Source organism: Saccharibacillus sacchari (genome assembly GCF_037722395.1).
GTDB classification, from domain to species: Bacteria; Bacillota; Bacilli; order Paenibacillales; family Paenibacillaceae; genus Saccharibacillus; species Saccharibacillus sacchari_A.
This window is the reverse complement of the sequence record NZ_JBBKAR010000056.1, coordinates 323,899-344,712: the sequence shown is the minus strand read 5'-3', so window position 1 is coordinate 344,712 and position 20,814 is coordinate 323,899. Positions and strand designations below refer to the sequence as shown.

Below are 20,814 nucleotides of genomic sequence, written 5' to 3'. Positions count from 1 at the left end.
TCAGGTTACGCAAAAAAAGCCGAAGGCAGCATCGCTGCTCCGGCTTTCAAAATCTGAATCCCGGTGTCTCGAACATCAGAAAGACGATCGGGAAAAAGCGTTCAGTTTCAACCACGAAGCGCATTCATCCGTCCAGCGTCGAACATGCTCGTCTCCATCGGCCATGCCCATACCGTGCCCGCCCAACGAATAGACATGCAGGTCAAACGGTACGCCGACACGTCCCAGCGCGGAAGCAAACAATAGACTGTTTTCCGGCGGAACAAGACCATCTTCAGACGTGTGCCACAAGAAAGTCGGTGGCGTATCGCCGGTTACGTTGCGCTCGCTGGACAGCGATTCGATCTCCTGCGCGGTAGCCTCGGCTCCAAGCAAAGCAATCCGCGATCCAGCATGCGTATACGGTTCTTGCAGCGTGATCACCGGATAACAAAGCATCAGCAGATCCGGACGGCTGGACTGGCGCTCGATCTCATCTTCCGCCCCTGGCAAGCCCGCATCATACAAAGTCCCCGCAGTCGAAGCCAAATGCCCGCCGGCCGAAAAGCCCAGCACTCCGATTTTTGCAGGATCGACGCCGAATTCCGCAGCGCGATGACGAACGGTGCGCACGGCACGTTGCACATCGGATAGCGCGCTTGGATAACGGTAAGGGGCTACCCGGTAGCGAATAACGAAAGCCGAAATCCCCAGCGTGTTCAACCACAACGCGATCGGTTCTCCTTCATGGTCAGCGCGGAACTCGTAGCCGCCGCCCGGACACACGATCACGGCCGCGTTAGTGTCTCCTTCCACAAGGTAAGGAAAAATCGCAGGTACATCTTCATCGGTGGTGCCCAACGCATTCGGCGCACCTTCCGGCCATAAAATTACGGGATTCATGATTTCATCCTCCTAAAAGTCGCTGACAAACTCCCAAACCGAATGGTCAAGCCCAGTCTGAAACTCGGCCTTACCTGTTTGGCTACTCGTTATATTATACGCTTTCAACAAAAGAGGTATAGTCATTTCGCAAAAAAACGAATACGGTTTCGATTTTGGCTTATACATATTGCCTTTTGACATTATTCATCGGATTGAAGTGTCTGCGGGAACCCTTGTGTCGGGGTCTGTGTTACAATAATGCCGATGCTGCATAAACCGAACAGGTGTAGATAAGGAGGGATTGCATGGCCAGCAATCGCAGGCTCGATACGGAGCTGGATTTTCAGGAAGCGATGGATCAGGAACGAACGGTCCGTGTGTTCCGGGATGATGAAATGATTAATTCAGGCGGATTGATCGTTCGCTTCGAAGCTTCTATGGTGGCGATTCAATCCAGTGTTAGCGATCTGGATTATTACGATCGACAGGCTTGCGAATTTTTTGAATTACGCAGGTAATAGGTAGGTAGAAGCGCTTGTTTTACGTAAGACGTAAACGGTTACGGAGATGAAAAACGCCTTTCGAAATCGCCGGATCGGCAGATTTTCGAAAGACGTTTTTTTGTTTTGAACCTTTTCAAGAAAAAAGCAAAGTCGCTGACGGAGGTTTTATTTTCCGCCGCGCTTCTTCGCGGCCAGCAGTCGCTCCATGGCGCTGCCGCCGGACTCTGTCGGCGGGGAAGGCTCGCCCGGCGGCTTCGCCGGGCCGGGCGTGCTTGCGCCGCGGGAGGCTTCGCCCGCGGCTTTTGGCGCGGCTTCGCGCGCGCCCTGCGTCCCGCTGGCGGCGGGACGCTCAGGCGGCTTCGCGTCGCCGCCGCTTCCGCGCTCCGCGCGGACACGGTCCACGGCGGAGGCGATGCCTCCCTCCGCCGCGGGCCCGGACTCCCCGCCTGCGGCGCGGGGAGTCTTGCCCGGCCGCTCTGCGGGCCGGTCCGCCGCGCCCTGCGCAGGCGCGGCGGAGCCCTCGGCGGCGACTTTCTCGCCGCCGCGGAAGTTCGCGCTGCGCCGCTTGGCGGCGGACAGGCGCGCGAGCGCGCCTTCTTCCGCGGGAGCGGCTTCGCCTGACGCGGCGCCGGAGCCCCGCCGGCCGGCCGCCGCGAACGGTGCCGCCAAAAATGCGGCAACCCGTCCCCAAGGGACGGCCAGGCGGCGGATCGCAATGTCCGCGATCCACAAGGCCAACACGACGGCCAGCAAGAGCGAGGTCCAATCCCGCATTTGTTTATGCGGAGCGGCCGGCTGCGCATAAACGGCCGCCGGATCTTCCCAGGACAGCACGCGTCCGCCTGTCAGATCGGCAAGCTCGGTCAGACGAGCCTCCCCTTCGTCCGAAGCGGAAGAGATTCGGTATTCCGGTGAATACGGAATAACCAGTCCGGTTCCGGTCGAGGCCGAAGCGGAAGACGACGCTCCGGAATCTTCCCCGCCTGTTCCTGACGGTTCCCCGGATTCGGAACTCTTTCCCGTATCCGGTTCGTTCCCCGAATTCCCGCCGTTCTGATCACTTCCGTCCGACGGCGACAGATTGAGCAGATACGCGCCCGGCTCACTGGCCGGAAGCATGCCCGTATAACGCCCCGGCGAAGTTTGCACCAGCGTCACGGGCTCAGCCTGTTCGCCGCCGTCTCCTCCTATTGAGGCGATCAGTTCGTCCGGCAGCGGCGAGGATTGTTCCTGCGAAGCTGTCACCACCAGTTCGGTTCCGCCTTCGGCAAGCGACGTTTCGATCCGGTAAGGCGAAGCACTGAACTGCGGGAACGTCCACTTGACCGTTTGCGTCAGCACATTGGCGAATTGATCCCAAGAAACCCATTGCCCCGACCATTCGCCTGTCAAGTCGCTGGTCCAGGCTACGCTGCGTCCCGAACCGTATTGCCATCTGACAAGCAACGGGTCCGGTTCCGGGCTAACCAATGCGGTCTGCGCGGAAGGCTTGGCGCTTGTGGCAATATACCCATTGATTTGCGGCACGCCCTCCGCAAACAGCGACGCCCATTCTCCCGCATCCGCTACGGCGGGCGTGAACGGTTTGTCAACCACGTAAGTCCGGGCGAGCAGAACAGCTTCGCGGCTGAAGATTGCGGGCAGCGTCGTCTCGTCCTGCACATCGTAGAAACGTCCTTTTCCCAAATCCGCCACGCGTTGCAGCAATCCGCGATCCGCATCGGAACCCACCGCTACGCTCGATACGGTTACGTTTTCCTCGCCCAGATCAGACAGCAGTTGCTCATAACTTCCGCCTCCGGCAGACTGTCCGTCCGTCAGCAAAATAATATGTTTACGCTGTGCATCGATTTCTTTCATGTATTCCGCAGCGGAAGCCATAGCCGGATAGATGTTCGTTCCTCCGCCGCTCGGGATCGACTGAATCTGTTCCAGCACCGCTTCCTTATCCGTCAGCTTTTGCGGCTCGACGACCCACCACGGCGCATCGTCGAACGCGACGACACCGACCGTATCTTTCGCCCGCATCAGCTCGACCGTGCGCATCGCCGCTTCTTTAGCCAATTCGATCTTGCTGCCGCTCATACTGCCCGAACGATCGATCACCAAAATCAAGCCCAGCTCGGGAATTTCGCGCTTGCCTTCCAGTTCCATCGACACAGGCAGAGCCTGCTCGATCGGCGTATCGAAGTATCCGCCGAGCCCGAAACTTTGGTCGCCGCCGCTCATCATAAAGCCGATCCCGTAGCTGCGAACCGCCGTTTCGATCGCGTCCATTTTGGATTGTCCCAACGAGTCGCCCGATACATTATTGAACAAAATGCTATCGTATTGCGCATAGTCGGCCAATTGTACAGGAAGCTGTCCGGGCGCGATCACCGTCGTGTCGATCAAGCCGGCATTCAACGCGTTGGCGATATTGGCCGACGTATCCGGTTTGCCCTCGACCACCAGAACAGAAGGATTGCCGGATACGCGGGTAAACGCAAACGCCGCGTTGTTGGCGGATTGCCCGTCGCCCGTCAAGCTGAGTTCCGCCCGGTAACGGTGCAAGCCCGCGCTTTTGGCAAGTCCTTGCAGCAGCACGCTGCTTTCTCCCCGCTCGACGCGTACCGTTTGCGAGCCTATTTCGACATTGTCTTCGTATAAACGGATTTCTCCCGTGCCCGAGAACGTGCTCCGCAATGTCGCTTCGACGGTAAAAGCTTCGCCCAGATATAATTTCCCCGGCAAAGACAATGAATCGATCGCGGCATCCCGCTCCGTATCGGTTTGCTTTTCCAATACGTCTACCGTGATTCCGCGATTTTTGAGCAGCCGTCCCGTTTCCAGCATATTCCCGATATTTTCATCGCCGTCACTGATCAGCACGATGCGCGGATCTCCCGCTCCCAGCATCCCCGAAGCCAATTGAAGCGCTCGTTGGACGTTGGTATAATCCGGATCGACCGCCGCGTCCAGTCCGCCCAGCGCGGCTTCGCTGCTCAAAGTCTGCTCGGCCGAAGCTTCTCGCCCGAATGAGATCATTGCATAATCGTCGCCCTGATCTTTATTGGCCAGCGAAGAAGCAATCCATTCCCGATCCTTCTCGTTGGCGTCCGCGCTTGAAGAACGGTCGACGGCATACACCACTTGATGCTGCCGCTGCACCGTGTAAAGTTGAACGCCCGCGAGCAGCAAGACAAGCAGTAACAGAGCGAGTGTGCGCAGCGAAGCGGCTATTCGATGCCGGAGCATGGAGACTCGGGACGGTCCCCGAAAAGCGAAGACCGCGAAAACAGCCAACGGAATAAGCAGCACTAACAGCCAGGGATGCTCAAATTGAACGCCCACGTCGGTACACCCCCCATTCCGTCAACATGATAGCGATAATCAGCGCAGCCAGCGGGATCGTGAGCGGCAGTCGGCTCCGATGATCTCCGTTAGCCGTATTTGGAGCCATGTCGTCCGATACGCCTGTTGTACCTGTTGCCGCCATAGCGCCGAATACCGGATTTTCTGCTGTTGGTGCAGTCGATTCCGAAGCATCCGCCCGAACGTCAAGCAGATAAACGGGCGCCTCTTCCAATCCGTTGCCGCTTTGTTCAAAGGCATACAACCCCGGAACGCTCGGCGCAACCTGCGAAGAAGCAAGACCCGCATGTTCGCCCGAACCGGACGTCGGATTTCCGTTGACGGCCTGCGTTGCTCCGCCGTTCTTCTCAAAAGCAGCCCCTTGCAGCGGACGCCATAGCGCCGATTCTGCTCCGGTTGCAATCGGCACTTCGACGACAGCCCCCGAAATTGCTCTGCCCAGCCCGCCTCCGCGGCCACCGGATAACCAGGTTGTCGCATTGCTCACCAGCACCGGGAACTCGCTGTTCAACGGTAAATCCCCGCTTTGCAGATTGAATCCGAACCAGAGCGCACGCTGACCGTTTTCCGTACCTGCCGCGATCGCAGGACGCCCGCCGATACTCAGCAGCGTTTGCAGTCCGGCTGGCCTGCCTTCCGTCAACGGCCCGAAATAAGGTTCGGTCAAAGACAAATAACGGGTGATGGGATGGGCCGTTAACTCTACCCGCCGATTACCGGGCTGTCCGGCTTCTTCTTTTCCGCCAATGGTCCAACGCGCAGCGTTGCCGAGCCATTGTCCCCAGGTGCCGCTTCGCAAAGAAGCGGGCAGTTCTCCTTCAACCACAACGATATCCGGCTGTTCTTCCGGAAGAGGCGGCGCCGTACTTTCCGTTTTTCCGGCACCCTCTTCCGTATCCGAAGCTTCGGTATCCGCTGTCGGCGCGTTGCCTGACAGATCAAGCCGGGTCACTTCCGCCCCAGACAAACGAAGCGCCTTTTCCAAAAACAGATTGCCGTCGGATAACAACAGCACCTTCACGGCGCCCCCGCTTTCCGGGAAAGCAAAAGCATCGTCGTCGGCCGCATAATCATCCGAAAGTCCTGCCAGGCTGAGCCGATAAACCTCCGCGGCTTCCGCACGGTCGAACGTCACCGTCTGGCGCTCGCCCGGCTGAAGAGCCAGCGTCTCCTTGCCTTGCGCCCGTCCGTCACCCGATAATTCGACGCCGACTTCCAGCACCGAATTTCCGGTGTTCGCGACCACGCCGACTGCCCGGTTGCCGTCTGTACCGAACTGTTCGATCGACGCATTGCGATAACGTTCTCCGCCGATCCGGCGTACTTCGACCGGCACGGATACGGGCAAATCCTCTACGCGTTCGCTCCATTGCCCGTCCGTATACACGATAATCCGTGCATCCTGCTGACCTTCCGCTACCGCCGACGCCAAAGAAATCGCTTCGCGATAAGAAGTACGCGCGTAGTCGGGTTCCAATTCCTCCACGGCACGGTTCCACGAAGCCTGATCATCCGCGGCCGAAGCGACAACCTGCGGACTGCCTCCCATACGAATCAGGGTCAGATCTCCGTCCGCTTGCCGGGTATCGGCTAAAATCTCGCTTTTGAGTATATCCAATCGCGTCGGCGCAACCGCCGTTTCGCTATCGCCCGGTTCCGAAGCATATATGGCGCTCATGCTCGCCGACACGTCAGCCACCACGACTAGAGTCCCACCCGTCCCCGCATCTGTCCACAAAAAAGGACGCATCAGCGCAAAAGCGAGCAAAGCCGCAGCCAGAATCTGCAACCACATCAATAATCGATTGCGCAGCTTTTGCCAGGGACGATTCGCTTCTGTATTTTCCAGCACCCTTCTCCATAACAAATGACTGGGCACCGGGGTGTCGATAAACTTCCGTTTCAGCAAATACATCATCAAGATCAACGGAATGCCGAGTGCAAACCACAGTCCTGCCCACGAACCGATTCCCATCGTTCGCACCTCCTTCCTTTCCTAACGGACTAAGCCCAATTCCCGCATCGTACCCAGCACCGTTTCGCGGAGCGGAACATCAACCGGAGCCAGCACGTAAGCCACGCCGCGGCGCGCGCAAAACTCCGCCAGTCTTCCCCGGTAAGCCGTAAATTCTTGCTCGTACGCTTCAATCAGACGTCCGGTCAACGCCGCTTCCTTAAACGTGCCCAGCTCCGCGTCGATCAATTTCAAATCCCCGCTCAAGCGCGGCTGGATCTCTCCTCGCGTCAACACTTGAACAAGCACCACTTCCTGACGGGCCGCCTGAAGTCTCGCCACCGCTTCTTCCAGTTCTTCTTCGCCCCGTTCCGTCCAACAGTCGGAGAAAATCCAGGTCATTCCCGGCAACTTCGGCAAGCGGGATCGATCTTTGAACGCTTCGGCCAAATCGCCGCGCCCTCCGGCTTCCGAAGCCGCCAGAAATTCCAGCAAGCGATGGGTCGCGGGACGTCCGCGCAGTAGCGGCATGCCGTCTCCGATCCGCTCATCGACCCGATATACGCCCAGCCGATCGTAGGCGGCAAGTGTCATATAGCCGATGCTCGCCGCAAGTCTGGAGGCATGCAGCAGCTTCGAGGCGCCTCCATCATCGGCGAATGCCATCGACTGCGAGACGTCCATGTACAACGTAACCTGAAGCTCTTGCTCGTCCAAATACTGTCGAACGACTTTGCGCCCCGTCCGTCCGTATACGCTCCAATCGAATCGGCGCACGTCGTCTCCGGGCGAGTATTCGCGATAATCCGCGAATTCGAGCGAAGCGCCCAACTCCCGGGAACGACGTCTGCCCTGCCGGGTCCCGCGCACGCGCTGACCGGTCGATAAGGTCAACCGATTCAAACGTGCGATCCAATCTGCGCCGAGCAGCTCCTCCGGCTTCATCTTGAAGACTCCAAGCGATCGGCGATATCCGTAACCAACGTATCGGGCGAGATTCCTTCGGCTTGGCCTTCGAAGTTGAGCAGCAGACGGTGGCGCATCGCCGGCTTGGCCGCGGCCAAAATATCGCCGGTCGAGACATGCATACGGCCTTTCGCGATCGCGCGAACCTTCGATACGGCGATCATGGCTTGCAACCCGCGAGGTCCCGAGCCGAAGCGGACATACCGTTTCACGGAATCCGGCGCGGTCGCTTGATCCGGATGCGTCATCATCAGCAGCCGTACCGCGTAATCCAGCACGTCTTCGGCTACCAGGACTTCTTTGGCGCCGCGCTGGATATCCAGCAGCGACGCCGCGTCCGCTTGTTTAACGGCTTGGCGGTTCGTCGAAGACGTCGTGCGCCGAATGATCTCTTTCAGTTCGTCCGGCGAAGGATAATCCACGTCCAACTTGAGCAAAAAACGATCCAGTTGCGCTTCCGGCAACGGATACGTGCCTTCATTTTCAAGCGGGTTCTGCGTAGCCAAAACGAAAAACGGCTCCGGCAGCCGATGCGTCGTTCCGCCTATGGTTACGGTCTTTTCTTGCATGGCTTCCAGCAACGCGCTTTGCGTTTTGGGCGTAGCCCGGTTAATTTCGTCGGCCAGCACGATGCTGCCGAACAGAGGGCCTTTGCGGAACTCGCCGGAAACGCCGCCTTCTCCTCCGAAATGGATCACGTCCGTGCCGGTAATATCGCTCGGCATCAGATCGGGCGTGAATTGTATCCGCGAAAAAGGCAGGTCGAGGGTATCCGCGGCCGCACGGACCAGCATCGTTTTACCCAATCCCGGTATGCCTTCCAGCAGCGCGTGTCCGCCTGCGAAAACGCACCATAACATCTGTTCGACCGTTTCCGTTTGTCCGACGATGACCTGGGCGATCTCCTCGCGTACATCGTCCATCGTTTTTCTCCAGGTCTCGATCCGATCGGTTTCTTGCAACATGGATTTTCCCCCTTTGACGGCCTCTTACGGGCCGGATCGGTTATTGTCTAATTACGATTCAGGCCGGATTTCAGTAAAGTAGCTCTCTACCAATCCCTGCACGCTTTGCGGCAGATCGCTTCGGCCTATCGAGTCCTTGGCACGCTCGGAATACTCGCCGTACACTTCTTCGTAAGGACGGCTGACCCCGTCGACCGTCGGCGAGACGCCACCGGTCTGCTTGTCGCCTCCGCTGGATGGGCCGTTGTCGGATTGAATATTACCTTCGCCCTGCAAATCCCTCGGCGTCGTCACCAATTCGCGTCCGCCGTTCCCCCATCCGGCGCCGCTGCCTCCTTGCCCGTTTCCATTGCCTCCGGAACCTGAGCCCGAACCGCTGCCGGAACCCTGCCCGCTTCCTTGACCATTTCCTTGGCCTTGACCGGATCCTTGACCGGAAGCCGTTCCTTGCGAACCGGAGCCGTCTCCGTTGCCCGAAGAACCCGATGCTCCTTCTTCTCCGCTTGAACCTTCACCCGAGCCCCCTTCGCCGGAAGAACCTTCTCCGTTGGCGGAACCCGCATCCGCGAGCGCTTCGGCGGTGCCCCCGCTCCCCCAGGTGTCGGACACGGATACTCCTGCTGCCGCAAGCTCGCCCGCCATGTTCATCCCGCTTTGAGCAAGCTGGGCGGCGGCCGCAGCAGCCAGCTCGCTTTGTTCGCCGAGCGATCCGGATTCGGCCGCCGCAGCGGCAAGTTTCTCCGCCAGTTCCTGAAGTTGCTCATCCGTCAATTGCCCGGAAGCCGCCAATTCTTCGGCTGCTTTTTTGATCGCTTCCTGCAAAGCCGCCGTTTCTTTTCCGCTCTGAGGTGCCTGTTCGGCGAGGTTTTTTAACGCGTTCGCCAGCTCTTTTTTTTGCTGCTCGGACATTTTGGACATCGCGTTCTTCAACGCTTCCGCACGTTCCAAAGCATCCATAGGCGTAGACTTGGCCGCTTCCTGTAACGCTTGCTGCGCGGCAAGGCGACGTCCCCAATCCTGCAATTCCTTTTGCTGCTGATCCGCTTCGTCCGCTTGGCGCCCAAGCTCCTTCATCGCTTCTTCCATCTTGTCCAGCGCTTCCTCGGCACGCCGCGAATCGCCAAGCTCTTTGGCCAGATTAGCTGCCGTTTCCGCCAACGGCGCACGGACTTCCGGTTCGATCGGAGCCTCGCTTAATTGTTGGGCTAGAGCTTCCGCCTTTTTTTGCTCCGCGTCGATCATCGCCTGCTGCTCTGCCCTTTGGCGAAGTTCCCGGTCCATCGGATTCGGCAATACAAGCAATATTACGCAGATGACGACAAGCGCCGAACAAGCCGTTGCCATCCTGCCGAACTTCCAAACGAACGGAAGGCGTTCTTTGCGTTTGGCTGCAAACTCACGGCCATAAGCCTCCGCCTGCGCTCGCTGCCAGTTGGCCGCGGTCGACTCCTGTTGCCGAAATTCCAGTGCCGTCATCATCAGATCGCGACGCTCTTCCGCCGGATCTGCCGCATCCATCGCCCGAGCCGCTTTTTCCGCACCGACAGGTTTCAAAAAAGCGGCGGCCGCTCCCAGCACTGTTCCCGACAGCGCGCAAGCCAATGCCCAGACCATGGAATACGGGATCGGCACCAGATACGCCACGCCGAGCAGGATCGCAGCAGCAGCCAGACCTACCGCCAGACCGCGTATGGCAAAAGATCCTGTTTTGGACATTTGCAGCCTGCGCTGTACCGAACGGATCGAAGTCATGATATTCTCCATGTCGATTCCCCTTTCGCGTTAGCCAGCCGATCACGACTTCACGATCACAATTTTGGTGTTTCTGTCGGCTTCATTTCCGCAACTTCGTCTGACGAAGTCCTATCGCCTGCGCTACCTACAGTCTGATTTCCATCGTCCGTATGTCTTTTGCGGCGCACCGGACGAATACGACGAATCGCGACCCAAAGCGCACCCACGGTCGCGACCGCGTAGACCAACAGGAATTGCAGCCAAAGCGCGATCGGCGCATCGTCTTGCAAATTCCCGCTATTCACGAGAAAAGCTTGCTTGGAAATATTCGGTTCGAAAATGCTGATTAACGCGCCCACCGGATTAAGTCCCAAAATAAAACCGACCCACGAATATTTCGGAGGTACCGAGCCGCTGTAATACGATTGCTGCACCACGGCATACAGCAGGAGGTAAGCAACGCCCGTGACGACGAAAATAGTTAAGGTGATCCCGTACGTCATAATGACCGAAATGATCGTTCGTTTGAACAGCGTCGAACACATGATCCCGATCGCGCCAAGAAGCAGCATCGTAAAAAGATAGAACAGGAACACCAACATCAACTGCGAAGGCGAAATGCCTCCGTACAAAAACACGATACTGTACACCGGCAAGGTCGCCAGCACGATCAGCACCATGAACGCCAGCGACGAAGCCAGTTTGCTCAAAACGATCGCGGATGAGCTTTGTTGGGTCGTAAGCAAAATGTTCAGCGTCTGCTTTTCCCGTTCGCCGCTGATAACCCCGGCCGTCAAAGCAGGCGTCATGAACGCGATCAGTACAAGCTGGGCAATACTGAGGACGTAGAACAGAATGCGGCTGACCGAAGGATCGAACCGCATGCCCGCCTGTTGACTTTGAAAGCCCATGCTGACGTAAATGAATCCGATCGCAAGCAGTCCCAGAATCAACACATACGATAACAGAGCGATAAACGAGCGCGGCGTGCGCATCCGCAGCCGAAACTCTTTGTCGAGCACCGGATTGATCCAAAGACTTCCGCCGTTGCCGGGTTTGTTTTTCACCTTCATGTCGCCGCTCCTCCCTTCGTAATTTCGAGGAAGACGTCCTCAAGATTGGTCTGTGCTTCATTAAACGATACGACTTCGTATTCCCATTCCAGCACGCGCCGCAATAGCTGCATTTGCTCCGGATCTTGTCCGCTAAAATGAACCTGAATCCCATTGGCGTCGCTCAGCACCCGATTCACATGCGCTTCGTCGCGAAGACGCTCTGCCAATTCGTCCTGACGCCCAAGCGTACGAATATGCAGTACCCGATTGACCCGCATCCGGCTTTGGATATCGGAAACTTTGCCTTGCGCGACCATTCGGCCGTGCTCGATCACGCCGATCTGATCCACCATTTCGGCAAGCTCCGGCAAAATGTGCGAGGAGATAATAATCGTTTTGCCCATCCGTTTGAGCTCTTTCAAAATCTCGCGCATTTCGATCCGGGCACGCGGGTCCAGACCCGAAGCCGGTTCGTCGAGAATCAGCACTTCGGGATCATGCACGAGACTTCTCGCCAGACAAAGACGCTGCTTCATCCCGCGAGACAGCCCGTCCACGTAAGCATCTTTTTTATCCGACAGATTGACGAGTTCCAGCAGTTGAGGAATCAGCTTCTCCCGCTCCGAGCGCGCAATCCCGTAACTGGCTCCGTAAAAATGAAGATACTCGTCCGTTTTGAATCGGTCGTACACCCCGAAAAAGTCGGGCATATAGCCGATTCTGCGACGCACTTCTTTCGGATGCCGGGTCACGTCGAAACCGCTGACTTTCGCGATGCCGGAATCCGGCAGCAGCAGCGTAGCCAGAATCGACATGGTCGTTGACTTGCCGGCCCCGTTGGGACCGACGAAACCGAACACCGTACCTGCGTCAATATTCATGCTAATATGATCCAACGCCTGAAAATTGCCGTAGCGCTTGCTTAGATCTTTGATCTCAATCATGGCTGCACCGCTCCTTTCAGTTTGATTTGCGGCATCGCCAGCGTGGTCCATTCATTTACCCGAACGCGAAGCTGCATCAAATTGCCTTCATTCACGTAATCCGCGGCATTGTCGTACGTTTGGGACACGCCTCCGGCTTTCCAATCGACCGGCTCCCAATCGCCTTGGGCTTCGTTCCACAGTTCAAACGTAGCCGTCTGGGTCTGTCCGTCCGGCAGATTCACGTCCAACTGCCCGTAATCGACTTCGCCCACAGACGGAAGAGCATAACCGATCGTCATCGTGCCCGGCGAAGCGCTGATCCGTCCCATTCCGTCATCGCTGACCTGCGTCGTATTGGTATGGATAACCGAACCGCCGACGTAACCGTAAGGGATATTGATTTCGCCGTTCTGCACCAGGTCCACCGATACCGGTTGCGTGTACATGCTGATTCGGTCGTTGGTGATCGACTTGCCGCCGACATCCAGCGTATTATCCGAATTTTCCGCAAAAGCGATCAGGAACGCGCTCTCAATGCCTGTATTGCCGTTGACCGGACTTCCGACCTGAACGTTTTGCGCCATCGAGCGCTGACGGATATACGGATCGTTCGCCGACGTTTGAGAAGGGAACAGGTAACTTCCGATATCGTAATAACCCGAAGACAACAAGATCGAGCTTCCGAGCGACGCCGATCCGCCCGGCTCCAAAGTGCCCAGCTTATACAATTTCCCGCCGGCAATCAGCGCAGCATCGTTAAGAGGCATCTCTGTTTCGTTAACTACGGTGCCGCTGACTTCGCCTGTTTCGTCAGCCGCAAGTTTGGTGCTCAACCGGCCTGTTTCGATACTGCCTGCTTCTTCCACGCCGAATTTCGCAACCGACCAGTACGACATGTCGCCCAGGCGAAGCTGCGTAGCATCCGGCTGTTCGCGGACGAAATTGCTCAACTCGCCGCTGACTGTACCCGTGTTCCCCATCCAGGAATCGGTACTCATCATCGACACCCGCGTTCCCTTTGGAAAATTGACCGTATAACTGCCTGAATTCGGAACGAACAAAGCGGTCGAACTGCTTCTCACCCCTTTGCCTTCGCCGTCCATGTTCACATAGCTGATCGTATGCGCAAGCTCGCTCGTTTTATCCGACGAACCGGCCATATAGATCGCGGCGCTCGATACGATCGCGACCAACGGAATAAAGACCCACGCCCATTCGCGCTTGTCGAATTTGCGCAGCACGAGATACAGAATCGGCGCGACGACAATCACGTAGACCAGCAACATCCATACCAGCCCGCTCAGTTTCGGCATATGCAGCGACGGAAAATAATCGAGCAGGTATGACATATTGTAATAAGCGTTCCCGTACATGCCCCCGTTTATATTCACGGTCTGAAGATCGGATTGCAGCAAGCCGCCCCATAGATCGGCACTGCCCGCCCAGGAAGACAACGGTTCAAGCGCGAGATCGTACGCCGAATACCAGACCTTGCCGGCTTGAACCGGCATCGAAGCGATCAACGGAACACCGTCGTTATCGTAACGGACGTCCGCTTCCGGCTTGGCGGAAGCTTGCGTCGCCGTCAGTGACGTGCCGGCGGCAAGCGTTTTGCCTCCGCCTCCGGATGCCAAAGGTGCTGCGGACGCCGCTGTGGTTCCGCCCGAAGCTTCCACCGGCGACAAATCAGCCAGTGGGCCGACCGTTTTGGCGTACCCCGCGCCGCCTCCGATCACAAGGGCGCCGCCGCGTTCTACCCAGGTCCGAATCGCGTTGCTTTGCCCTTCGCTCAACGTATCGGAAGCAAAATCATTCATGACCAATACATCAAGCCCGTCAAGCAGCAACGGATCGTCGCCGATATCCGCCGCTTCGAGCGGCGCGATGCTGACCGGCTGACCGCTGCCTTGAAGCAGATTCAGGAAATTCATCGTATCGGGATCGGACGCCAACACGCCGACGAGTCCTCCGTACTGACTCGAACTCGACAGGTAGGCGCGCCCTTCGCTGAACGGCAAAGAACTGCCTTTTTCCACCGACTCCGGATAAAACCGGATCATACTCGTATTTCGGGAATAAGAACCTCCCGGAATCGCCAGCGTTACTTCTTTGGCCGTTCCGGCCGGAAGCTCGACATGGCGCACATATGTACTTTCGCTCATTCCGTTTTGCGGCGCGACTTGCACGACCAGATCGCCGGATAAATCGCGATCGCTGGCCAACGTCACTTTCAACGGATTCCAACGGCCGTCATTGATTTTGCCTCCGTAACCGAATTCGGTCGTCACGTTAAGGTGGGCCATCAGATCGACGGCGCTCGCTTTCGTCGGCAGTGCCGGCAGCAAAGCCGCAATCAGCGCAAACGGGAGCAGCAACGCCGCACAACTTCGGACGATCCGTTTCATCCATGCAAACATAATATTCTCCTTTCGTTTTCAAAACTCTTCTAGCGACCAAGCGCCATAAATAACTAAATTTTACAAACCCAACAACGACAGCAGCCTGTTGATCGCTCAACAGGCCGCCTCTATGCGCCTTTCGGCTGCAAAATGATATGGGATCGGCTGCTGAGACTTCCCCTTATTAAAGACGACCTTCAGCAGCTGTTTGTTACGGAAACAATAGTTTACGGTTTTGTCTTAATTAAAAACGACGGTTTTGTTATGGTGCACCAGAATGCGGTCTTCCGCATGCCATTTTACCGCACGCGCCAGTACGACCCGTTCGATCGTGCGTCCGATCCGCTTGAGTTCGGGCACGTCGTCGCGGTGGCTGACCCGCTGTACGTCCTGTTCGATGATCGGGCCGCCGTCCAGCTCTTCCGTCACATAGTGAGCGGTCGCGCCGATAATTTTCACGCCTCGATCGTAAGCCTGCGCATACGGCTTGCCGCCGACGAACGCCGGGAGGAACGAATGGTGGATATTGATGATACGGTTGCGATAATTTTCGATAAAGTACGGCGAAACGATCTGCATATAACGCGCCAAAACGATCAGATCGATATCGTCGCCGACCGCTTCCAACTGTTGACGCTCCGCTTCAGGCTTGTTGTCTTTCGTGACCGGAATATGACGATATTCGATACCGAAAGACTCCACATATTCGCGCATATCCGGATGATTGCTGACGACGACCGCGATTTCCGCATCCAGATCGCCGGCCTGCCATTGCCACAGCAGCTCCACCAGGCAATGGTCTTCTTTGGACACGAAGATAGCGAGCTTTTTCTTTTTGGCCGCGCGGTAGATTTTCCAATCCATCGAAAAACGCTGCGCGATCTCGTTAAAGTCCGCTTCCAGCTTCGATTGCTTGTCTGTCAGACCTTCGAGATCGAACTCGATGCGCATGAAAAACATGCCCCCGTCCGGGTCCATCGTATACTGATCGGACTGTACGATATTCGCTCCGTGATCGAACAAGAAACGAGATACGGCCGATACGATTCCAGGACCGTCCGGACATGAAATAAGCATGCGTGCACGGTTTTCCGGTTGTTGTTGACCTGCGGAACCCGCAGTTTTGATATGAAGCTCCATGATTCGTGAATCCCCCTTAGGTCTGGTAAAAACGCTGGTGTGCCCAAAAAATCAAAAACGTGCCAATGCTTCTTTGCCTGCCAGCACGCCGATCAGACGTTTGTTCAACTCTTCTTCCGAAGCGTTGGGCAGCACTGCCGCTTCTACGGCCAAGTCGTACAACCGATCAAGCGGCTCGCGGGGATCGGCCTTTTTGGCTTTGGCATCGTTTTTCAGCACCGACCATACATCCAATGTGAATGCACGAGGATCGATCCCCTGCGACGCGAAAAACGCATGCAGCTTCTCGACGTCTTCCGCAAAGCCCGGACCAAATCGCTCACCTACGGTGCCGCGCAGAAGCGCGATCTCGACTTCGTACATCGGACGCTGCGTTTTGACGTCTTTGCCGATCCACGGCGTTTCCAAAATAAACGGAAGATGGCTCAGCGACGAATGGTTCACGACCTTATTAATAGCGTCAAACCCGATCCAGCCTGCGCCAATCGGCGTGTGACGGTCTTTTTTCGCGCCGGACGGATTTTTACTATCATTAATATGCATCACGGCAAGGCGATCCAAGCCCACGATATCGTCGAATTGCTTCAGCACGCCGTCGAAATCGCCCGCAACGTCATAACCCGCGTCGTGAATATGGCAGGTGTCCATACAAATGCTCAAACGACCGTTATGCGGCACTTTGTCGATAATCCGCGCCAGTTCCTCGAACGAGCGGCCGACTTCCGTGCCTTTGCCCGCCATCGTTTCAAGCGCGATATTGACATCCGTTTCCGCGACGCCTTTCAACACTTCCGTCAGGCCAGCCGCGATACGTTCAATGCCGTATTCCACGTCTTTATCCGTAAACGCGCCGGGATGCAGCACGATTTGTTTGGTTCCGATTGCATGCGTGCGACGAATTTCTTCCTGCAAAAAGCTGACGCCCAGCTCATACGTCGCGTCTTTGTACGAGCCCAAATTGACGATGTACGGCGCATGCACCACGATCTCGGGCACGCCGTTTTTCTCCATCAATTGTCGGCCTTCTTCAATGTTCATCGTGTCGATAGGCTTGCGCCGCGTATTTTGCGGAGCCCCGGTATATATCATGAACGACGTCGATCCGTAGCTGTTCGCTTCGTTCGCCGCGCTCACCAGTCCCTTATCCGAAAAGGACACATGGGAGCCGATTTTAAGCATGATTCATCCTCCTCTTTGTCTGCGGTCGTTGCTGAACTCCAACAACCGTCCAAACCTTGTTATATTCTAACGTGAAGCGGGCAAGAAATCCATGAGTAAGTACAAAGAGGAAATAAGCGCAGCGAAATTTGTATTGTATCGAAGAACGGCGTTTAATAGAAAGAAAGCAGCAAATTTTACGGATACGGCAGCGGACACGCAGCTGTCGAACAAGGAGGCCCGACATGAAGATCGCGATCAGCGGAGGAACAGGATTCATCGGAAAAAAGTTAACGGAAAAACTCAAAGCGGCCGGGCATGAAGTCGTCGTGATCTCCCGCAAAAAACCGGAACAAGGCAACCCATCGGGGACTTCGGTGCTGACCTGGAACGAAATCGCTCAAAATCCGCGCGTTCTCTCGGGATGCGACGGTATCGTCAACCTGGCTGGATCGTCGCTCAATCAGCGTTGGACCGACAAAGCCAAAGCAGAGATGGAGCGTTCGAGACTGGAAGCCACGCAAAAGCTGACCGACGCGATTCGCAGCCTGGAGCATCCGCCGTCGGTATTCGTTCAAGCTTCCGCGATCGGCATTTACGGAACCGACGACAATCAAATTTTCGATGAAAGTTCGGCTCCGGGCGGGCAGGATTTCCCTTCCCAGTTATCGATCAAATGGGAAAATTCGGCGAACGCGATCGGCCAGATTCCCGGCGTTCGGTTGGTCAAAATGCGTATCGGATTGGTTTTGGGCCGGGAAGCCGGCGTCTACCCGACGCTGAAGCTGCCTTATAAACTGATGGGCGGAGGACGTCTGGGCAGCGGGCGCCAATGGATGTCGTGGATTCATATCGACGATCTGACTTCGCTATTCGAGTTCGCTTTGACACATCCGCAGGTGGAAGGTCCGGTCAACGCCGCAGCTCCGAACGCCGTGAGACAAAACGAGTTGGGCCGAACGATCGGACGCGTGATCCATCGCCCGCATTGGTTCCCCGTCCCGGCCCCTCTGCTGCGTACCGTACTCGGCGAAATGTCGGTCATGGTCATCGGCGGCCAGCATGTCATTCCCGTAGCCGCACAGGAAGCAGGTTTCGTTTTCGCGTATACGGATGTGGAGCAAGCGATTCGGGAGTTGGAAAAAGAAGAGGATTGAACCTTATTCGTAATAGATCTGCACATACAAAAGAGTCGGTTCAGAATGGCTGAACCGACTCTTTTCGCGATGTATTAGTAGCTTGTCTTGAATAAATTGCAGGTTTAAGTTCGGCTAAAACGCGCACGGTCCAAGCGGGGTTTTGATGGACGTAACCTAACATCGTAAGCGGTCATGGTACGAGCAGCTTGTCCAACCTTACCTTTATCGATTACAGGGTATTGGATCAAACCGCTACTCTTTTAACGCCAAAACCTCCTGCTCCGTCAAGCCGGTAGCCTGGATAATCGTATCCATATCCAAATTCAATCGCAGCAGGTTTCGGGCAACTTTCTCAACGCCCTCCTGCATACCCGCATGACGCATTGAAGCCTCATCGTGCAGATAACATTGACGGGCTTCGTACAAACGACGGGCTTTCGAATCCTGGCTCAAATACTGCAACGTATCCATCGCTTTGTCCAATTTCGGTTCGTTCGTTTTCAACGCCTCCCAATGTTCGAATTCTACGCCGCTAAGGAACCATAACCAGTTTTCCAAGCCGCCCTGGCTCGGCAACGTATCGTCAAGCTTGGGCAATTCCGAAAAACGAATCTCCATATCGTCGATTAGCTTGATCGCCTTCGAGAAGCTGCGCTGCATAGCGTTTGAACGCGAAATCGATTCTGGGATCAAGCATTTCCACGAACTTCAACCCCGCTTCTTTTCTTTTTTTACTATACCAAATTTCGGACTACCCGCACCGCAGAGTATAAGAAATATCCGCGATTTTAAAGGTATCTCCTTCATTCAAATCGTAAGCTTTGTACGGAGTAAGTGCTTCATCGTTCAGTATCGTGCCATTGCGCGAACCGATATCCTTGATGGTGCATTGTGCGCCTGTCAGCTCCAACTCGACATGTGCCCGAGATATACCTGCCGCCGTTTCGACATGTTGCGATACGTCTTCTGAACGACCGATCGTAAAGCTGCCCATGGGTAGAACAATACTTTTAGGCAGTGAACCATTTTCCAGACGTTCCAATCGATATCGGGAACTGCTAGAAGGACTACCTGACTGCCCGGCTCCACGGCCTCCATCCAACATTACCGTGGGTTGCGAAGCTGGAGGTACCAGCATTCCCGTGCCGGGAAACGCAGAAGGTGCAGAAGATGGGGCATGGAATTCATCACTTCGTCCTCCACCGTAACGCTGCGAAGGCTTAAGAAAATCCGGAAGCTGAAATCCTTCATTTCCGGAGTCTCCTGCGGCATTCCATTCTCCAGCCGCGTTTCTGTTTACGGCCGGAACAGATTCATTCTCCTGCTGTCCATAAAAGACGCGATGACCGGAAGCACCTCGCGGCTCCTGCCAGGAAGCGGAAAGAGCCGCTGCTTCCTCTTCCTCCTGCATACGATCTGCGCCGCGTTTTCCGAATTTCAGTTTGCGCGCCCAGCCCAGATAAGCAAATACGAGCAGAATAGGCGTCGCCACTACACAAATCAATAAATTCATGGTTCCCGGGCTATCCAAGTATAAAAATTTCCATAAAACAACCAGCAGCATCACACAGATCAACGGAACGACTAAGCGTCCATTTTTATTGTCTTCGACCGCTTCTTCGGACGGCACTCCACTTTCCGGGTTTTTCTCCGACAGTTGTCCCTTACCCTTATTGCTTCGACGACTACCGCTGCCAAATAGAGCACGACGCCCAGTGGTTTCTTCTTGCTCTACGGTCGAAGCTTCTGCCATGGGTCCCGATCTCCATTGCTCAGCAGGCGCTTGAGCATACCTATTTTTAGTTGGAGTCGCTTGTTGGTATGGCATACTAGTACGATTATTCATCGAAAAAGCAGACGCAGATTCTCCGTAAGCCGCCCCTCCGCTTGATGCAGCAGAGTATCCTCCATAAGAGTTCTCTTGCGGCCAGCTTCCTTGTGGCGCAGAACCATCATAACCATTACCATTGGAGCCTCGTGCTCCATGTTGTATATCCCGGTAGTCTCCCATCGCAGCAAACGGTTTGGGAGCCGCGGCACCCGCAGCCGCCAAGCCTCCGGTGGGTTGCTTACCGCTGCCCGCCAACAAACCGATCAACAGATTTTTCAGAGATTGTAGCGAAAATGAAGATTGCTCGCACATTTGCAAAATACGCTGAACTCCACTACCTCGCAAATCATCGACGGAGGCCATCCAACGTGCCGCAAGTCCGCCGATCCGTTCACGACTAGGCGCAAGTTCAACCGACTTGTTAAGAGGCAAATACGTCAGATACACCGTTCCTTCCGACAACGGCCCTTCCACGAACATATAGTCCTCTTTAAGCAAAAATCCGTTTGGATTCAGCATATAAGTCATCCCGTATTCAAGCGCCGTCACGATTTGCAACAGCAGCGCATAATATTCGACCAAGGTGATTTTTTCCGTTTTCATGCAAGTCGATAACATTCTTTTGCCGCCGATGTTATAATGCAGTTCCGCTTCGGCATCAACTTCGCGCACATGCAAATCGAGTACATGCGGAACATTCGATGATGCCAACATCTTGACTTGAATACGGTTCAAATCGTCCCCGCTCAGTTTCCGTTTGTTTTTCAGCACCATATAAGTCGTATCGCTTTGGATAAAATCGGTGACAAACTCTTCCACATCAAAC

Annotated in this window: 15 protein-coding genes; 2 read left to right on the top strand and 13 right to left on the bottom strand. The window is 55.8% G+C overall.

Translation table 11 applies throughout. From position 1 onward, the window contains the following. Positions 1-75: 75 nt before the first annotated feature. Positions 76-882: an alpha/beta hydrolase gene (locus tag WKI47_RS22890; RefSeq protein WP_340229494.1), complete on the bottom strand. Its 807-nt coding sequence runs from the start codon at positions 880-882 to the stop codon at positions 76-78. 287 nt (positions 883-1,169) lie between these two features. Between WKI47_RS22890 and WKI47_RS22885 the strand changes: the two genes are divergently transcribed. Next, positions 1,170-1,382, top strand: coding sequence for a hypothetical protein (locus tag WKI47_RS22885; RefSeq protein WP_037283436.1), 213 nt, complete (start codon positions 1,170-1,172; stop codon positions 1,380-1,382). 150 nt (positions 1,383-1,532) lie between these two features. On the opposite strand, the gene WKI47_RS22880 is transcribed toward WKI47_RS22885, so the two are convergent. The 10 genes from WKI47_RS22880 to WKI47_RS22835 all read right to left on the bottom strand — a co-directional run bounded on the left by WKI47_RS22880 (position 1,533) and on the right by WKI47_RS22835 (position 17,039). Beyond that, positions 1,533-4,700 (bottom strand): VWA domain-containing protein, encoded by a 3,168-nt coding sequence (locus WKI47_RS22880; RefSeq protein ID WP_340229493.1) that lies wholly within the window; start codon positions 4,698-4,700, stop codon positions 1,533-1,535. After that, on the bottom strand, positions 4,684-6,696 hold the full coding sequence (locus WKI47_RS22875; protein ID WP_340229492.1) for a VWA domain-containing protein: 2,013 nt from the start codon (positions 6,694-6,696) through the stop codon (positions 4,684-4,686). Before WKI47_RS22875 ends, WKI47_RS22880 begins: the two co-directional genes overlap by 17 nt. A 21-nt stretch (positions 6,697-6,717) precedes the next feature. Beyond that, positions 6,718-7,620: a DUF58 domain-containing protein gene (locus WKI47_RS22870; protein ID WP_340229491.1), complete on the bottom strand. Its 903-nt coding sequence runs from the start codon at positions 7,618-7,620 to the stop codon at positions 6,718-6,720. Continuing rightward, positions 7,617-8,606 carry a MoxR family ATPase gene (locus WKI47_RS22865; protein WP_340229490.1) on the bottom strand — a complete coding sequence of 330 codons (990 nt, stop codon included), beginning with the start codon at positions 8,604-8,606 and terminating at the stop codon, positions 7,617-7,619. Before WKI47_RS22865 ends, WKI47_RS22870 begins: the two co-directional genes overlap by 4 nt. Positions 8,607-8,657: 51 nt before the next feature. Next, positions 8,658-10,370: a phage tail tape measure protein gene (locus WKI47_RS22860; RefSeq protein ID WP_340229489.1), complete on the bottom strand. Its 1,713-nt coding sequence runs from the start codon at positions 10,368-10,370 to the stop codon at positions 8,658-8,660. Between the two features lie 44 nt (positions 10,371-10,414). Next, complete coding sequence (locus WKI47_RS22855; protein WP_340229488.1) at positions 10,415-11,413, bottom strand: ABC transporter permease; 999 nt, start codon at positions 11,411-11,413, stop codon at positions 10,415-10,417. Then, positions 11,410-12,339 (bottom strand): ABC transporter ATP-binding protein, encoded by a 930-nt coding sequence (locus WKI47_RS22850; RefSeq protein WP_340229487.1) that lies wholly within the window; start codon positions 12,337-12,339, stop codon positions 11,410-11,412. Before WKI47_RS22850 ends, WKI47_RS22855 begins: the two co-directional genes overlap by 4 nt. Beyond that, positions 12,336-14,738 (bottom strand): DUF7408 domain-containing protein, encoded by a 2,403-nt coding sequence (locus tag WKI47_RS22845; RefSeq protein ID WP_340229486.1) that lies wholly within the window; start codon positions 14,736-14,738, stop codon positions 12,336-12,338. The genes WKI47_RS22850 and WKI47_RS22845 overlap by 4 nt, the downstream gene beginning before the upstream one ends. A 222-nt stretch (positions 14,739-14,960) precedes the next feature. Further along, entirely contained in the window at positions 14,961-15,860 is a 900-nt protein-coding gene (gene purU, locus WKI47_RS22840; protein WP_340229485.1) for a formyltetrahydrofolate deformylase, read from the bottom strand. A gap of 51 nt (positions 15,861-15,911) precedes the next feature. Then, positions 15,912-17,039 (bottom strand): deoxyribonuclease IV, encoded by a 1,128-nt coding sequence (locus WKI47_RS22835; RefSeq protein ID WP_340229484.1) that lies wholly within the window; start codon positions 17,037-17,039, stop codon positions 15,912-15,914. 224 nt (positions 17,040-17,263) lie between these two features. On the opposite strand from WKI47_RS22835, the gene WKI47_RS22830 reads away from it, so the two are divergent. After that, positions 17,264-18,175, top strand: coding sequence for a TIGR01777 family oxidoreductase (locus WKI47_RS22830; protein ID WP_340229483.1), 912 nt, complete (start codon positions 17,264-17,266; stop codon positions 18,173-18,175). A gap of 234 nt (positions 18,176-18,409) precedes the next feature. On the opposite strand, the gene WKI47_RS22825 is transcribed toward WKI47_RS22830, so the two are convergent. Then, entirely contained in the window at positions 18,410-18,850 is a 441-nt protein-coding gene (locus WKI47_RS22825) for a PD-(D/E)XK nuclease family transposase (protein ID WP_340229482.1), read from the bottom strand. Positions 18,851-18,908: 58 nt separating this feature from the next. Further along, the gene (locus tag WKI47_RS22820; RefSeq protein ID WP_340229481.1) at positions 18,909-20,807 is read right to left on the bottom strand and encodes a DUF6382 domain-containing protein; all 1,899 of its coding nucleotides are present in this window, start codon (positions 20,805-20,807) and stop codon (positions 18,909-18,911) included. Positions 20,808-20,814 lie beyond the last annotated feature (7 nt).

Excerpts from the sequence above, each read along its gene's own strand:
- WKI47_RS22890 (WP_340229494.1), bottom strand. The coding sequence starts at position 882 with ATGAATCCCGTAATTTTATGGCCGGAAGGTGCGCCGAATGCGTTGGGC.
- WKI47_RS22885 (WP_037283436.1), top strand. The coding sequence starts at position 1,170 with ATGGCCAGCAATCGCAGGCTCGATACGGAGCTGGATTTTCAGGAAGCG.
- WKI47_RS22875 (WP_340229492.1), bottom strand. The coding sequence starts at position 6,696 with ATGGGAATCGGTTCGTGGGCAGGACTGTGGTTTGCACTCGGCATTCCG.
- WKI47_RS22870 (WP_340229491.1), bottom strand. The coding sequence starts at position 7,620 with ATGAAGCCGGAGGAGCTGCTCGGCGCAGATTGGATCGCACGTTTGAAT.
- WKI47_RS22865 (WP_340229490.1), bottom strand. The coding sequence starts at position 8,606 with ATGTTGCAAGAAACCGATCGGATCGAGACCTGGAGAAAAACGATGGAC.
- WKI47_RS22860 (WP_340229489.1), bottom strand. The coding sequence starts at position 10,370 with ATGGAGAATATCATGACTTCGATCCGTTCGGTACAGCGCAGGCTGCAA.
- WKI47_RS22855 (WP_340229488.1), bottom strand. The coding sequence starts at position 11,413 with ATGAAGGTGAAAAACAAACCCGGCAACGGCGGAAGTCTTTGGATCAAT.
- WKI47_RS22850 (WP_340229487.1), bottom strand. The coding sequence starts at position 12,339 with ATGATTGAGATCAAAGATCTAAGCAAGCGCTACGGCAATTTTCAGGCG.
- WKI47_RS22845 (WP_340229486.1), bottom strand. The coding sequence starts at position 14,738 with ATGTTTGCATGGATGAAACGGATCGTCCGAAGTTGTGCGGCGTTGCTG.
- purU (WP_340229485.1), bottom strand. The coding sequence starts at position 15,860 with ATGGAGCTTCATATCAAAACTGCGGGTTCCGCAGGTCAACAACAACCG.
- WKI47_RS22835 (WP_340229484.1), bottom strand. The coding sequence starts at position 17,039 with ATGCTTAAAATCGGCTCCCATGTGTCCTTTTCGGATAAGGGACTGGTG.
- WKI47_RS22830 (WP_340229483.1), top strand. The coding sequence starts at position 17,264 with ATGAAGATCGCGATCAGCGGAGGAACAGGATTCATCGGAAAAAAGTTA.